The organism is Neorhizobium puerariae (assembly GCF_042429745.1).
GTDB lineage: Bacteria > Pseudomonadota > Alphaproteobacteria > Rhizobiales > Rhizobiaceae > Neorhizobium > Neorhizobium puerariae.
The window spans coordinates 1-13,017 of sequence record NZ_JBHMAA010000039.1 but is presented as its reverse complement, the minus strand read 5'-3'; the positions used below and the strand labels follow the sequence as shown (position 1 = coordinate 13,017).

The window sequence follows — 13,017 nt, the reverse complement described above, 5'->3', positions numbered from 1 at the left end:
TCTTCCACCTGCGCCGCGCGGCCGGGCTTTCAGGAAAAACCCCCGGACGCCGCATGGCGCTGTCCCGTCACCCTCCAATGCCTCACAGGCACGCCCGGCGCACAATGCAAGGAAGCGAAACGAGACACCGGTCCGACCGCGTCTCACCCGCCCCCACGTCGCCGGAGGGAGACCATTTTCCGCGGACCCGGAGGATGAGGTTCTGCGTCTTCCCCTCACACCCCGCGCCGACCCCGCCTCGCCAGAACGCCTCCTGGTGTATCCGAGAGCGGGACAGGCAGATTGTAGGCATGGGGTGAGGAGGCGGGGAAAAAAGGGAAGCGGAAATTTTTTCCCGCGGTCGCCAGGGCTGCTCGAACACGCCGTTTCACAGGCCTTCTGCCGGTTTCCTGGATGAAATCCATCCCCGCATCGGGAGCATTAATTTGCATACGATACGTATGTGAATTGACATACGTATCGTATGCCATATAACCGTTCACCTACGGGACGTATGCAAGGAACGTTCCCGATCAGGGGCAGTTTAGATGCGGGCGGTGCACGGTTTCGACCGGCCGGCCGGCCCGCGCCATCCAACAGGAGAAAACAATGAGCAGACGCGATGCGATCTTTCCCGCCGGCCGGCAGGCTCTCTACGAGATCAACAAATATTCCGCCGCGATCCGGTCGGGGGATTTGCTGTTCGTCTCGGGCCAGGTCGGCAGCCGCGAGGATGGTTCGCCCGAGCCGGATTTCAGGAAGCAGGTCGAACTTGCCTTCGCCAATCTCGAAGCGGTGCTGAAGGCCGCCGGCTGCACCTTCGACGACATCATCGACGTGACCTCCTTCCACACCGATCCCGAAAAGCAGTTCGAGACGGTTCTTGCCGTGAAGGACGCCACGTTTACCAAGAAACCTTACCCCAACTGGACCGCCGTCGGCGTCAACTGGCTGGCCGGCTTCGATTTCGAGATCAAGGTGATCGCACGGATTCCGCAGGGCGCGTGACTGAAAAAGGGGGCGGCCGCCCGCCACCTTGCTGCGCCGCCACCCTGCTGCTCCGCGCCTCAAAAACCCTGGAACAGGAAATCGGTGGCGGCAGTGATGACATCCGCATGGGCGGACAGGCCGGTAACAAGCGGACCTATCCCGTTTAGTTCCACGGTCGCCAACCGCTGCGTCGCCATCACATAGGTGTATTTTCGATTTCGAAACGCGGGTTCAATCTGTTCATCGACCAGGACATATTCGCGACCGGATAAAGAGGAACGACGACGCGGGTTCTCAGAACATCCAGAAGGTGGGATTGAAGGTCGAGCAACAGGAATGGGCCGTCCTTCGAGCGAAAGACTTCGAAGCGGGCCATCAGAATTGCCGGTATTTTGCCAGAGGCAGGCCGTGCTTTTCGATATACTCGTTCTCGGCGCGGATCGCTTACGCGTTCTCGATCCTCCAAAGCCGTTCCTTTTCGGCTTCGACGGCGCGGGCAAGGCCATCCTCGGCCGCGCGGCTGACGTCGAGCTTCAGCTCCTGCGCTTCCGACAGAAGCGACGCATCAAGCGAAAGACTGGCAGCTTTGCGGACGGTGGACATGAGTGCCTCCAATGGTACGCAAATCTTATGCGCGCGCGAGAAAATCGCAAGTGAGGATGCAAAGGCCGCTTTGGGGCCGATTCCAGACAGGCTGCTTTCAGGCACCGACGGTTGATATAGCCGCCGCTGGTCGCGAAGCGCTCGGCAGGACCGCTTTACCCGTCATTCCTGGCCGAATGTCATGTGGCCGAACGGATGTCCGTCTCGGTGAAGTCGTTGCCCTTGAACAGCAGCGGCTCGTCGAAATCCCGGGCGAGAGCGTAGGCGAAGCAGTCGCCGAAATTCAGTCCAGCTTTGTTCCTGCCCTTCCCGAAATCGAGGAATGCCTGTCGGGCCAGATGGCCCTGCTCGACGGTCACGGGCTCGATGTCGATCGCCGCACGGCGGAAGAAGGCATCGGCCTGCCTCATGCCTTCCGGCCCGAGCTGCTTTTCGATCACCATGGACAGTTCCACATAATTCGCCACGCTGATCCGGCTGATTGCGGAATCGTGGATCAGTCGCGTGAAGGCGGCGGCCTCCGGCTCACCGTAAAGGATCGCCACCATGGCGGATGTATCGATAATCATTTCGGCAGGCCGCCCTCGTCATAAAGGAGATCGGCGTGATCGGCATAAGGCCGCTTCAGGTGGGCTGCGGCCCTGTCGGCTATCGCCAGAAGCTCTTCGACAGAGGCCCTGCCTCTCCGTTTTTCAATTTGCGCATACCGCTCACGCAGAGCATCGGTCACGACACGGCTCATACTCTGCCCGGTCGCATGGGCGATTGCCCGGGCAAGGCGATGCGCTTCGGGGTCCTTCACATTGAGACTCATACAGGGAGACTCCATTCTACCTGATCGGCTAACTTTCTACCATTCTACTCCATCGCGTCACACCGTCCAAGTGACTGTGCCGTATCAAAAAGACCTCGGACTGGCGTTATGAATTGGATGATATCCGCGACCGCCCGGCGGCTCCGAATGTTGCAGGTTGAAGGGTAATCAAGTCAGCAACGGCCCCAAGCAGGAGGGCGGAGGTAGTAAGGCCCTGAACCTCACTCGTCCGTCATCTTCAGCGCCGCAATAAACGCTTCCTGCGGGATTTCCACCTTGCCGAACTGCCGCATGCGCTTCTTGCCTTCCTTCTGCTTTTCCAGAAGCTTGCGCTTGCGGGTGGCGTCGCCGCCGTAGCACTTGGCCGTCACGTCCTTGCGCAGTGCCCGCACCGTCTCGCGGGCGATCACCTTGCCGCCGATCGCCGCCTGGATCGGGATCTGGAACATGTGCGGCGGGATGAGTTCCTTCAGCTTCTCCACCATGCCGCGGCCGCGCCGGTCGGCGGCCGTGCGGTGGACGAGCATGGACAGCGCATCGACCGGGTCGCCGTTGACGAGGATCGACATCTTCACGAGGTCGCCCGCGCGGTAATCCATGATCGTGTAGTCGAAGGAGGCGTAGCCCTTGGAGATCGATTTCAGCCGGTCGTAGAAATCGAAGACCACTTCGTTGAGCGGCAGTTCGTAGGTGATCATCGCGCGGCTGCCCACATAGGTGAGTTCGGTCTGGATGCCGCGGCGGTCCTGGCAGAGCTTCAGGATGCCGCCGAGATATTCGTCCGGCGTCATGATCGTCGCCTTGATCCACGGTTCGCGAATCTCGTCGATCTTGACCACGTCCGGCATGTCGGCCGGGTTGTGCAGCTCGCGTTCGGTGCCGTCGGTCAGCGTCATCTGGTAGACGACGGAGGGGGCGGTCGCGACGAGATCGAGGTTGAATTCGCGCTCCAGCCGCTCCTGGATGATTTCGAGATGCAGCAGGCCGAGGAAGCCGCAGCGGAAGCCGAAGCCGAGCGCGGCGGACGATTCCATCTCGAAGGAGAAGGATGCGTCGTTGAGGCGCAGCTTGCCCATGGCGGCGCGCAGATCCTCGAAATCGGCCGCATCGACCGGGAAGAGGCCGCAGAAGACCACCGGCTGGGCCGGCTTGAAGCCCGGCAGCGCCTGCGCGGTCGGTCGCTTGTCCTCGGTGATCGTGTCGCCGACGCGGGTATCGGCCACTTCCTTGATCGAGGCGGTGATGAAGCCGATCTCGCCGGGGCCGAGGCTGTCGACATTGACCATCTTCGGGGTCAGCACGCCGACGCGCTCGACGGTGTACTTGGCGTCCGTGCCCATCATGCGGATGGTCTGGCCCTTGGTCAGCACGCCGTCGATGATGCGCACCAGGACCATGACGCCGAGATAGGTGTCGTACCAGCTGTCGACCAGCAGCGCCTTCAGCGGTCCCTTTTCGCCCTCCGTGCTTTTCGGCGCCGGCAGCTTGTGGACGATCGCCTCCAGCACGTCGGGAATGCCGAGGCCCGTCTTCGCGGAGATCAGCACGGCGTCGGAGGCGTCGATGCCGATCACTTCCTCGATCTGCTCCTTGATGCGGTCGGGCTCGGCCGCCGGCAGGTCGATCTTGTTGAGAACGGTGACGAGCTCGTGGTTGTTGTCGATCGCCTGGTAGACGTTGGCGAGCGTCTGGGCCTCGACGCCCTGGGACGCGTCGACGACGAGCAGCGAACCTTCGCAGGCCGAGAGCGACCGCGAGACCTCGTAGGCGAAGTCGACATGTCCGGGCGTGTCGATGAGGTTCAGGATATAGGTCTCGCCGTTCTGCGCCTTGTAGTGAAGGCGAACGGTCTGGGCCTTGATGGTGATGCCGCGCTCGCGCTCGATATCCATCGAGTCCAGCACCTGTTCCGACATCTCGCGCTCGGCAAGGCCGCCGGTCGACTGGATCAGCCGGTCGGCGAGCGTCGACTTGCCGTGGTCGATATGCGCCACGATCGAGAAGTTGCGGATATGGTCAAGGGCCACGCGGGAGGAATTGGTGCTCATGGATCGCGCATATAGCAGCGCGAATCCCTGCCGCAAAGCGGAAAGATAACCTTTCGTTGAGGATAAGGCCCGGTTTTCCGGCCTATTTCGCACCCTTGTTGCTGGCGGGGTCGCTGGCCGGATCGGTGAGGACCGAGGCGTTCGGCATCTGGGCGCTGCGGATGCCGAAATTCTCGCGCTCGCCGGTGGGCACGGCCTCGCGTTCCCTGAGGCGCCAGATCACGTAGGCCGCATAGGCGATCGCCACCAGGATGATGGCGTAGATGAAGGTATGCTGGCCGAAGACGGGCGCCAGAAGCGTGATGCCGAGCGGCACGATGGTCGCGGCGGTCGACCAGGCGACGAGCAGGGTCGAGGAGAGCGGCACGAAGTCGCCGGGGTCGGCGCGGTCGTTGGCATGCGCGTTGGCGACCGAGTAGACGGTCTCGATCGAGCCGCCGAAGATGAGGAAGACGATCATCAGCACGACGATGGTCGAAAACGAGACGAACAGTGCCGCAACGCCCGCCGCGACGATGATGGCGCAGGTGATCAGCAGCACGTAGCGCCGGTCGATGCGGTCGGAAAGCATGCCGAGCGGATATTGCACGAAGAGAAGCCCGGTCTGCATGACGAACATCATGAGCGCGATATCCCCCCGGGGAACCTGGTTGGTGGCCGCATAGATGGGGGTGAAGCCCTGCACGACCATGGAAAGCCCGCCCGACGCGAGCACCCCGACGAGGCCGACCGGCGAGATGCGCCAGGCCATCCTCACGTCGACGCTGACGCTGGCCGGCGGCGGCGGATTCGGCAGGCGGGTGAGCCCGATCGGCAGGATGGAGAACGCCGTGACGAAGATGACGACGAGCGGCGCCAGGTTTCCGCCGGAAGGGATCTGGCCGAACAGCAGGGCGCCGGCGCCGAGCCCCAGGATGAAGGCCATGTAGAAGAAGGACATGGCCCGGCCGCGCCATTCGTTGGAGGCGGCGTGGTTGAGCCAGCTCTGCGCGATGATGAAATTGACGTTCGAAGCCGCGCCGTAGATGCCGCGGGCGAGGACCCACCAGACCGGCGGCAGGTCCGCCGCCACGAGCACGGCCGCGATGATCACCATCGCCATCGAGCAGGCGAAGAGCCGGGCATGGCCGACCCGCCGGATCAGCGGCCCGCCGACGACGCAGCCGATCAGCCCGCCGAAGGCGAGCGCCGGCACCGCGACGCTCGCCGCCCAGGAGGCGCCGGTCCCGGTGAGCACGAAGGGCACGTATGTCGCCATGATGCCGCTGCCGATCGCGGCGATCGTCATGGAGACGATGATGCTGGCGATCGAAAAGGGCGAAGCCGTTTCCAATGTCCGGCCGTGCATGTCGTCTTCTCCGAAAAGAGGGCTGGCCGCGCCGGCCGGCGGCCGGTTCGCGCCCGATGCTGCTCCATAGCCGATCGATGGCGGCGCGTGCTATCGCGGAAACGCCATCGTCGGCTAAATTTCATCGATCCATCATGGCGGCGCTTGATTCCATCATAAGGGAATGTAATTCTCGGAACATGGAAACGACGGGACAGAACATCGGGAACGCCATCAGCGAACGGCTGAGGAGCCTGCGCACCCGCTCCGGGCTGACGCTGGACGAACTCGCCACCCGTTCGGGCGTCAGCCGGGCGATGATCTCGCGCATCGAGCGGGCCGAGGCGAGCCCCACGGCGGCGCTGCTCGCCAGGCTCTCGGAAGCACTGGGGCTTTCGCTGTCGGCCTTCTTCGCCGACGACGAGCCGGCGGCCTCGCCGCTCAGCCGCAGGGCGGACCAGAGGCTGTGGCGCGATCCCCATACCGGCTATATCCGCCGCTCCGTCTCGCCGCCGGCCACGCCGAGCCGGGTCGATATCGTCGAGGTGGACTTTCCGCCGCATGCGCGGGTCAGCTTCCCGCCGCGCGCCGAAAGCCGGGTGATGACCCAGCATGTCTGGTTGTTCGAAGGCGTGCTGGAAATGGTTTTCGAGGGCGTCACATACACGCTCCACCCCGGCGACTGCCTCTACATGGATATCGGCGACGCCTTCGATTTCCACAATCCGTCCGACAGGCCGGCCCGTTATGCGGTCGTCCTCGACCGTGGCCGCTGAACCCCGACCGAAAGAAACACCCATGACGACCATCCGCATCATCACCGCCGAAGAAGCCCGCGCCGCGCTTGCCGATCTCTGCGAAATTCTGTCCGACTGCGTCAACGGCGGCGCCTCGGTGGGCTTCATGCTGCCCTTCGCGCCCGGCGACGCCGTCGGCTACTGGCGCGAGATCGCCGACGCGGTGGAAAAGGGCGGCGTCGTCCTCGCGGTGGCGGAGGTGGAGGGGAAGGTGGTCGGCACCGTGCAGGTGGGGCTGGCGTCGAAACCGAACCAGCCACATCGCGGCGACCTGATGAAGCTTCTCGTGCATCGCTCGGCGCGCGGCCTCGGCCTGTCGCGCAAGCTGATGGAGGCCGTGGAGGCGGAGGCCGCCCGCCGTGGCCGCACGCTTCTCGTGCTCGACACGGCCACCGGCAGCGACGCGGAAAAGATCTATCCCCGTTTCGGCTGGGAGCGCGTCGGCGTCATCCCGGATTATGCCCTCTGGCCGCAAGGCGGTTTCTGCGGCACGACGCTGTTCTACAAGCGGGTGGCATAGGCTTCATATTTCCGTCAATCGGACCGACCCGCTTTTCATGCTGGCGCTTCCGGAACGCCGTCCGGACGGTCGAGAGCGGCATCGGCCTTGTGTTGGCGGGCTGGGGATATTCCCGCTTGCGAGCCACGATGCCGTCGGCTGTCCGGCCCGTGGAAACCGGAGATGGGGCGCCGGCTTGCGCGATCCCGATGAAGGGCGATAATTTCCCTCGTCTGGAGGGGGTGATGTCTGGATTTCATGTCTTCGGATTGCTGGCTGGTTTCTGGCTCGGGCTTGTAGCTTCCGTGGCCGCGGAGGACGTGCCGAAATTCGCGGCCTTTCCGGAAAAGGTCTATGCCGGCCCGAACGCGCCGGTGAAGCTTTCGACGGAAGACGAGCGGAATTTCGCCACGCGTCTTCGGACGGCAGGGAAACAGCCGGTCAATTTCGCAGGCCATTATATCCTCGCCACATGGGGCTGCGGGGCGGAATGTCTGGGCGGTGCCGTGATCGATGCGAGAACCGGCAAGATCGCATGGCTGCCTTATTCCGTCTGCTGCTGGGGCGAGGGGGAGCCCTTCTATTTCAGGAAGGACAGCCGGCTGATCGTGTTTTCCGGCGTGCTGAACGAGGAAGGCGGGAAGGGCGCGCATTTCTTCGAATTCCGCGACGGGGCCTTCCACCACCTGACGAGCCGCGCCAGGGATGGTGCGACCCTTTCCGGCATTCCCGAGCCGGCGAAATAGGGGCCGGTTGCCGGCCCCAGGGTAGCCCGGCACCGGCGCATCCGGCAGTTCAGTGGCCGGATTTGAGCGTGCGCTCGAAGGCCTGCCGTATGAGGCCGGCGAGCTGTTCATGGATATCGGCCCGCAACCGGAGCCCGTCCTCTTCGCAGATGGGATCGCTTTCCCCGACCGATTTCAGGAAGTCCGCAGCCCCCTGCCGACACACGGGCAGGAAGCTGAAATGATCGGAATCGTCCACCTGGGCATAGGCCGACCCCGGGACCTGCCCGGCCAGCCTGTCCGCCAGCACCGCGACCGGAATCTTGCCCGCGCTGCCGAGGTTGATGACGGTGAGCGGGATGTCGATGCTCTTCAGGCTTTCCGGCTGGAAAGCCATCGCGAGGCCGGGATCGACGACGACGGCCGAGACGATGCGCGGATCGCGGTTCGACTGTTCGAAACGCCCCCGGTCGATCGTCCTGAGATCGAGCTTTTCGACCGTGACCGGTTCGTCGTTGACGAAACCGCGCCCGCCACGGAACCAGCGGCAATCCATCATCATCGCGTAGTTTTCGCAATAACGCACATAGGCATCGAGATCCGCGCGGGCGCCGGCAAGTTCCATGGCCGTGCTGCCTCCCAGCGAAAAGCCGAGGACGCCGATGCGCTCCCTGTCGACCGATGCCTGCCATGGCCCGTCCCCGGCAAGCGCGGTGACGATGGCCGAAAGGTCCCGCGTGCGTTCCCATATCCTCGGCGTGGCGGCAGGCGTGGAATCGCCGCTCGTCGTGCCGGGATGGTCCGGCCCGGCGACGATGAAGCCCGCTTCGGCCAGTTTCGTCGCGATCCAGGCCATGCCTATCGCGCGCGAGCCGGAGCCGTGGGAAAGCAGCACGAGCGGAAAGCGCCCCTTGCCGATGGTGGCGTTCCTTGAAGCGGGCGTGCCTTCAAAGACCCTGTTGTCTCCGATGACGGTTGCCTCGCCGTCGCCTTCCGAGGGATACCACACCGTGACGTCGAGCGCCGCGCCGCGTTCTGGCGAGGCGACGCGGATTTCCCGCACCCCGACGTGATTGTCGGCAAGGGCGGGTATGCCTGCGGAAAGAAGAGCGAGAAGGGCTAGGGTCGGTCGTCGCATGGGAACCTCCATCGGTTGGAAAGCGATGGCCGGACTTCTGGGCGGAACGGGAGGCCTTCTCGACCTCGATCACGTTCAAGGACGCCCTCGAACGTGATCTAGCGACGAGGCCGGTATCAGGACCATCTTTCCGTCAGCGAATAGGCGAGGGCGACGACGGGAAGCGAAAGCCCGATCGTCGAGGCGGCAAGCCAGCCGCCCTCCGCGAAGGCCCATGCGCCGACAGCCGAGCCGATCGCGCCGCCGCAGAAGAAGATCGCCATGAAGAGGCCGTTGAGCCGGCTGCGAAGTTCGGCGCCGAGGCCGTAGATCGCCCGCTGGCTGATGACGAGCGTCATCGTCACGCCGAAGTCGAGCAGGATCGCGGCGAGCGTCAGCAGCGCGAGCGCGACGGTGGAGCCTTCCGGTGCGAGATGGGTCATCAGGAAGGCGATGGCCACGGCCGCGATGCCGAAGATGGTGGCGGGCCTGCCGAGGTCGCGGTCGGCGAGGCGTCCGGCAATCGGCGAGGCGATCGCCCCCGCGACGCCGACCAGCGCAAAAAGGGCGATGCCGGCTTGGGTGAGCTGGAAGGCCGGGCCGGCGAGAACCAGCGGCGTCACCGTCCAGAACAGGCTGAAGGCCGCGAACTGGCAGGCCTGGTAGAAGGCGCGGCGGCGCAGCACCGGCTGCGTCGTAAAAAGGCGGCCCATGGATGAGATGAGGGCGAAATAGGAAAGTTTCGTCTGCGGCATGCGCTTCGGCAGGCGCGCGGCGAGCACGAAGCCGAGCACGACCATGACGGCGGCCGACAGGAAGAAGACGAGGTGCCAGGAGGAGAAGCGGGCAATGAAGCTGGCGACCGGCCGCGCCATCATGATGCCGATCATCAGCCCGCTCATGACATTGCCGACCACCCGGCCGCGATGGGCATCGGGCGCCAGGCTCGCCGCGAAGGGCACGATCATCTGGACGGCGGTGGATGCGATTCCGATGGCGAGCGATGCGGCAAGGAAGGGCGCGACCGAAGTCGACAGCCCGGCGGCGATGAGCGCCAGGGTAGCGGCTGCGATCATCGTCACGATCAGGCGGCGGTTTTCGAGAAGGTCGCCGAGCGGCACGATCAGCAGCAGGCCGAGGCCGTAACCGATCTGGGTCAGCGTCACGATCAGGCCCGTCGCATGGGCAGGCAGGCCGATGGATTCGGCGATCGGTCCGGCAAGCGGCTGGGAATAATAGAGGTTGGCGGCGACCAGGCCGCAGGCTGCGGCCATCACGAAGGTCATGCCGGCGGAAATCGCCGAACTGGGGGCATGTGCCCCCATGGTTGCAGTATCGCTTGTCATGAAAAGCTCCTTGGGAGAAAGGGAGACGGAAATCAGGCGAGAAATCGCATGGCGGCAGTCACCACCGAAAGGGTCGGGTCGCGGTCCGAACCGGTCTTGCCCAGGACGCGGAGGCCCTGGGTGACGGAAAAAAGGAGACGGGCGGTGGTGGCGGGATCGATCGATTCCGGAATCGAGCCGTCCGCCTGCCCTTCGCGGATCAGGTCCGCGAACAGGGCTTCGCTGCGCGCCATCGAGCGGCCGACGCGCTCGGCGGCCTCCGCGTCGTAGACCGCAAGCTCGGTCGCCGTGCCGACCACGAGGCAGCCGCGCCGCCCGCTTTCGCCATGCGAGGCTTCCGCATAGAAGCGCAGCATGCGGAAAACCTTGTCGCGGCCACTGGCGCCTTGCACAAGCTCCTGTTCCAGCAGCGCGTTGCGCACCTGCTTGTAGCGGTCGAAGGCGGCGAGGAAGATCGCCTTCTTGTCCCTGAACGCCTTGTAGAGGCTCCCGGCCGTCAGGCCGATCGCCTCCTTGAGTTCCGAGATGGAGGCGGCATGATAACCGCGCTCGGAAAAGACGACGATCGCCTTGTCGAGCGCCTCCTCGATCTCGAATTCGCGCGGTCGCCCCAGGCGGCGTCCCGTATCATCGGGTGCTGTATCGATGTTCATGGCGTCGGCTGATTTTGGAAACGATCGTTTCCAAATAGAGGCATGCTTGTACCGAGTCAAGAGTGCAAAGACCGATCAAAACGGAACATATCCGCCGTGGAATGGTTCGATCCCTGTCACCAACCCGAAAAGCCGGAGGCGGACATGAGCAAAAGTGACGTGAAGGAAGCCGTGAAACGCGCCGAGCGGCAGGTGGAGAACACCAGCGGCGGCGGCCATCTGGGCGGCACCTATTACGGCCAGGAGCCGGACGGCAAGACGGCCTCGACCAACAGCAATGTCGGCAAGAACCGCCCGAACACCGGCAACTGACGTTCCGATGCGATGAGGTTTCGAAAAGTCCCGCCGCTGCGCGGGGCTTTTTTTTGCCGTAGGGTCGGAGCGGTCTCGAAAAAAATCGCCGGGCCTGTCGGGAGAGGGGCAGGTCCCGCGTCCTTGGTTCGGGATGGCGCCGCGAACATGCGCCGCGCATCCGCAATTCGAACCTCTGGCAAATGGGGGAGTGGACATGAATGGCAATTATCGTTGGGTGATCGTTTTCGCGGGCGCTCTGATGGGCTGTGTCGCCGTCGGCACGATGTTTTCGCTCGCCATCTTCCTGGAGCCGATCGCCAGGAATACGGGCTGGTCGCATGCCGGCATTTCGAGCGCGATGACCCTCAATTTCATCGCGATGGGGCTCGGGGGCTTTCTCTGGGGCGCCGCGAGCGACCGTTTCGGCGCCCGCGTCGTCGTGCTGACCGGCGCGGTGCTGCTCGGGCTGGCGCTGGTCGTGGCGAGCCGGGTGGAGAATCTGTTCCTTTTCCAGGTCGTCTACGGCTGCCTGATCGGCCTCTCCGCAAGCGCCTTCTTCGCGCCGACGATTGCGCTGACCATGTCCTGGTTCGACGAGCACCGCAGCCTCGCGGTCTCGCTCGTATCCGCCGGCATGGGCGTGGCGCCGATGACGATCTCGCCCTTCGCCCGCTGGCTGATCTCGGCCTATGACGACTGGCGCATGGCCATGTTCCTGATCGGCGTCGGCGCGTGGATACTGCTCCTGCCGACGGCATTGCTGGTGCGCAATCCCCCGGCCGCCGCCGCCGCGACTTCCGGGCAGCCGGAGCGAGCGGCGGACGGAGCGGGCATGCCGTTGTCGAAAATCCTCCGTTCCCCGCAGTTCCTGGTGCTCGCCTTCACCTTCTTCGCTTGCTGCGCGGCCCATTCCGGCCCGATCTTCCACATGGTGAGCTATGCCATGTTCTGCGGCGTCGCGCCCATGGCGGCGGTGACGATCTACAGCGTCGAAGGGGCCGCCGGCCTTGCCGGGCGCATCCTTTATGGCGTGCTGGCCGACAGGCTGGGCGTCAAGCCGGTGCTGATCGCCGGGCTGCTCATCCAGGCCGCCGTCATCGCCGCCTATACGATGGCGAGCGACCTCACCCGGTTCTACACGCTCGCGGTGATCTTCGGCGGCACCTATGGCGGCGTCATGCCGCTTTATGCGGTGCTGGCGGGCGAATATTTCGCGCCGAGGATTCTCGGCACGGTCCTCGGGGCGGCAACCATGCTGTCCAGCATCGGCATGGCTTTCGGACCGCTTGCGGGCGGCTGGGCCTTCGACCAGTTCAACAGCTACAACTGGCTGTTCATCGGCTCGGCACTGGTGGGGCTGGGGGCGGTGCTGATCGCACTCGCCTTTCCGCCGCTGCCGCGCCGGGGCGAGGAAAGGCTGAGGCCCGCGTGACCGCCGCCAAAAGAAAAGCCGGCAAACGCCGGCTTTCTGCAGTTCAGCGGCCCGAGGAGGCCTTGCGACTCTTTGGCGCCTGGTCCGGCGAAGGCTGGGCGGCTTCCCGTTGCAGCCGAAGCGACCGCAACCGCTCGGTTTTCTTTTCCCGCACCGATGCCTCGGCAGCAATGATCGCCTTGGCCGTATGATCGGTTGCGGCTGCCTTGTCCCGCGCGGAAAGCTTGGTGGGATTGAAGAATTCGTCCTTGGTGGCGGTCATGACATTCTCCAATGAAAGAACACAAGGGGCAAAACGCGTCCAACTGGCGGCTTTTCCTTGGGTTCGGTTGGTTATTGACCGGCATTTTCGCCGATCGGCTAAATCTTCTCCGTCCGCTGGACAGGTTTGTT

The 13,017-nt window shown here is 64.3% G+C and carries 14 protein-coding genes and 2 pseudogenes; 6 read left to right on the top strand and 10 right to left on the bottom strand.

The window, feature by feature from the left end:
• Positions 1 to 588: 588 nt before the first annotated feature.
• Positions 589 to 987, top strand: a complete 399-nt coding sequence (locus ACFFP0_RS28835; protein ID WP_377265671.1) for a RidA family protein — start codon at positions 589 to 591, stop codon at positions 985 to 987.
• A 59-nt stretch (positions 988 to 1,046) separates the two neighbouring features.
• Here ACFFP0_RS28835 and ACFFP0_RS28830 read toward each other — a convergent pair.
• The 6 genes and pseudogenes from ACFFP0_RS28830 to ACFFP0_RS28805 form a co-directional block, all read right to left on the bottom strand.
• Positions 1,047 to 1,345 (bottom strand): annotated as a pseudogene (locus ACFFP0_RS28830) (CcdB family protein).
• Positions 1,345 to 1,572, bottom strand: a pseudogene (locus ACFFP0_RS28825) (type II toxin-antitoxin system CcdA family antitoxin). Before ACFFP0_RS28825 ends, ACFFP0_RS28830 begins: the two co-directional pseudogenes overlap by 1 nt.
• 179 nt (positions 1,573 to 1,751) lie before the next feature.
• Positions 1,752 to 2,141 carry a type II toxin-antitoxin system VapC family toxin gene (locus ACFFP0_RS28820; RefSeq protein ID WP_377265670.1) on the bottom strand — a complete coding sequence of 130 codons (390 nt, stop codon included), beginning with the start codon at positions 2,139 to 2,141 and terminating at the stop codon, positions 1,752 to 1,754.
• Positions 2,138 to 2,386 (bottom strand): type II toxin-antitoxin system VapB family antitoxin, encoded by a 249-nt coding sequence (locus tag ACFFP0_RS28815; protein WP_377265669.1) that lies wholly within the window; start codon positions 2,384 to 2,386, stop codon positions 2,138 to 2,140. Before ACFFP0_RS28815 ends, ACFFP0_RS28820 begins: the two co-directional genes overlap by 4 nt.
• A 221-nt stretch (positions 2,387 to 2,607) precedes the next feature.
• On the bottom strand, positions 2,608 to 4,434 hold the full coding sequence (gene lepA / locus ACFFP0_RS28810; protein WP_377265668.1) for a translation elongation factor 4: 1,827 nt from the start codon (positions 4,432 to 4,434) through the stop codon (positions 2,608 to 2,610).
• A gap of 82 nt (positions 4,435 to 4,516) precedes the next feature.
• Positions 4,517 to 5,782, bottom strand: coding sequence for an MFS transporter (locus tag ACFFP0_RS28805; RefSeq protein ID WP_377265667.1), 1,266 nt, complete (start codon positions 5,780 to 5,782; stop codon positions 4,517 to 4,519).
• A gap of 179 nt (positions 5,783 to 5,961) precedes the next feature.
• Between ACFFP0_RS28805 and ACFFP0_RS28800 the strand changes: the two genes are divergently transcribed.
• The 3 genes from ACFFP0_RS28800 to ACFFP0_RS28790 all read left to right on the top strand — a co-directional run bounded on the left by ACFFP0_RS28800 (position 5,962) and on the right by ACFFP0_RS28790 (position 7,803).
• Complete coding sequence (locus ACFFP0_RS28800) at positions 5,962 to 6,537, top strand: helix-turn-helix domain-containing protein (RefSeq protein WP_377265666.1); 576 nt, start codon at positions 5,962 to 5,964, stop codon at positions 6,535 to 6,537.
• A gap of 22 nt (positions 6,538 to 6,559) precedes the next feature.
• Entirely contained in the window at positions 6,560 to 7,078 is a 519-nt protein-coding gene (locus tag ACFFP0_RS28795; protein WP_377265665.1) for a GNAT family N-acetyltransferase, read from the top strand.
• A gap of 224 nt (positions 7,079 to 7,302) precedes the next feature.
• Positions 7,303 to 7,803, top strand: a complete 501-nt coding sequence (locus ACFFP0_RS28790) for a hypothetical protein (RefSeq protein ID WP_377265664.1) — start codon at positions 7,303 to 7,305, stop codon at positions 7,801 to 7,803.
• Between the two features lie 49 nt (positions 7,804 to 7,852).
• Here ACFFP0_RS28790 and ACFFP0_RS28785 read toward each other — a convergent pair whose 3' ends face one another.
• The 3 genes from ACFFP0_RS28785 to ACFFP0_RS28775 form a co-directional block, all read right to left on the bottom strand.
• A complete protein-coding gene (locus tag ACFFP0_RS28785) occupies positions 7,853 to 8,920 on the bottom strand; it encodes an alpha/beta hydrolase family protein (protein WP_377265663.1) in 1,068 nt (355 codons plus the stop codon).
• Positions 8,921 to 9,036: 116 nt separating this feature from the next.
• Positions 9,037 to 10,245: an MFS transporter gene (locus ACFFP0_RS28780; RefSeq protein ID WP_377265662.1), complete on the bottom strand. Its 1,209-nt coding sequence runs from the start codon at positions 10,243 to 10,245 to the stop codon at positions 9,037 to 9,039.
• Between the two features lie 32 nt (positions 10,246 to 10,277).
• Positions 10,278 to 10,898 carry a TetR/AcrR family transcriptional regulator gene (locus tag ACFFP0_RS28775; protein WP_377265661.1) on the bottom strand — a complete coding sequence of 207 codons (621 nt, stop codon included), beginning with the start codon at positions 10,896 to 10,898 and terminating at the stop codon, positions 10,278 to 10,280.
• 144 nt (positions 10,899 to 11,042) lie between these two features.
• On the opposite strand from ACFFP0_RS28775, the gene ACFFP0_RS28770 reads away from it, so the two are divergent.
• Together ACFFP0_RS28770 and ACFFP0_RS28765 are read left to right on the top strand one after the other, a co-directional pair.
• Positions 11,043 to 11,210: a hypothetical protein gene (locus ACFFP0_RS28770; protein ID WP_377265660.1), complete on the top strand. Its 168-nt coding sequence runs from the start codon at positions 11,043 to 11,045 to the stop codon at positions 11,208 to 11,210.
• A gap of 196 nt (positions 11,211 to 11,406) precedes the next feature.
• Positions 11,407 to 12,624: an MFS transporter gene (locus tag ACFFP0_RS28765; RefSeq protein WP_377265659.1), complete on the top strand. Its 1,218-nt coding sequence runs from the start codon at positions 11,407 to 11,409 to the stop codon at positions 12,622 to 12,624.
• 43 nt (positions 12,625 to 12,667) lie between these two features.
• Here ACFFP0_RS28765 and ACFFP0_RS28760 read toward each other — a convergent pair whose 3' ends face one another.
• Positions 12,668 to 12,886 (bottom strand): hypothetical protein, encoded by a 219-nt coding sequence (locus ACFFP0_RS28760; protein ID WP_377265658.1) that lies wholly within the window; start codon positions 12,884 to 12,886, stop codon positions 12,668 to 12,670.
• Positions 12,887 to 13,017 lie beyond the last annotated feature (131 nt).

Coding starts and splice junctions, on each gene's coding strand:
- ACFFP0_RS28835 (WP_377265671.1), top strand. CDS start 589: ATGAGCAGACGCGATGCGATCTTTCCCGCCGGCCGGCAGGCTCTCTAC.
- ACFFP0_RS28820 (WP_377265670.1), bottom strand. CDS start 2,141: ATGATTATCGATACATCCGCCATGGTGGCGATCCTTTACGGTGAGCCG.
- ACFFP0_RS28815 (WP_377265669.1), bottom strand. CDS start 2,386: ATGAGTCTCAATGTGAAGGACCCCGAAGCGCATCGCCTTGCCCGGGCA.
- lepA (WP_377265668.1), bottom strand. CDS start 4,434: ATGAGCACCAATTCCTCCCGCGTGGCCCTTGACCATATCCGCAACTTC.
- ACFFP0_RS28805 (WP_377265667.1), bottom strand. CDS start 5,782: ATGCACGGCCGGACATTGGAAACGGCTTCGCCCTTTTCGATCGCCAGC.
- ACFFP0_RS28800 (WP_377265666.1), top strand. CDS start 5,962: ATGGAAACGACGGGACAGAACATCGGGAACGCCATCAGCGAACGGCTG.
- ACFFP0_RS28795 (WP_377265665.1), top strand. CDS start 6,560: ATGACGACCATCCGCATCATCACCGCCGAAGAAGCCCGCGCCGCGCTT.
- ACFFP0_RS28790 (WP_377265664.1), top strand. CDS start 7,303: ATGTCTGGATTTCATGTCTTCGGATTGCTGGCTGGTTTCTGGCTCGGG.
- ACFFP0_RS28785 (WP_377265663.1), bottom strand. CDS start 8,920: ATGCGACGACCGACCCTAGCCCTTCTCGCTCTTCTTTCCGCAGGCATA.
- ACFFP0_RS28780 (WP_377265662.1), bottom strand. CDS start 10,245: ATGACAAGCGATACTGCAACCATGGGGGCACATGCCCCCAGTTCGGCG.
- ACFFP0_RS28775 (WP_377265661.1), bottom strand. CDS start 10,898: ATGAACATCGATACAGCACCCGATGATACGGGACGCCGCCTGGGGCGA.
- ACFFP0_RS28770 (WP_377265660.1), top strand. CDS start 11,043: ATGAGCAAAAGTGACGTGAAGGAAGCCGTGAAACGCGCCGAGCGGCAG.
- ACFFP0_RS28765 (WP_377265659.1), top strand. CDS start 11,407: ATGAATGGCAATTATCGTTGGGTGATCGTTTTCGCGGGCGCTCTGATG.
- ACFFP0_RS28760 (WP_377265658.1), bottom strand. CDS start 12,886: ATGACCGCCACCAAGGACGAATTCTTCAATCCCACCAAGCTTTCCGCG.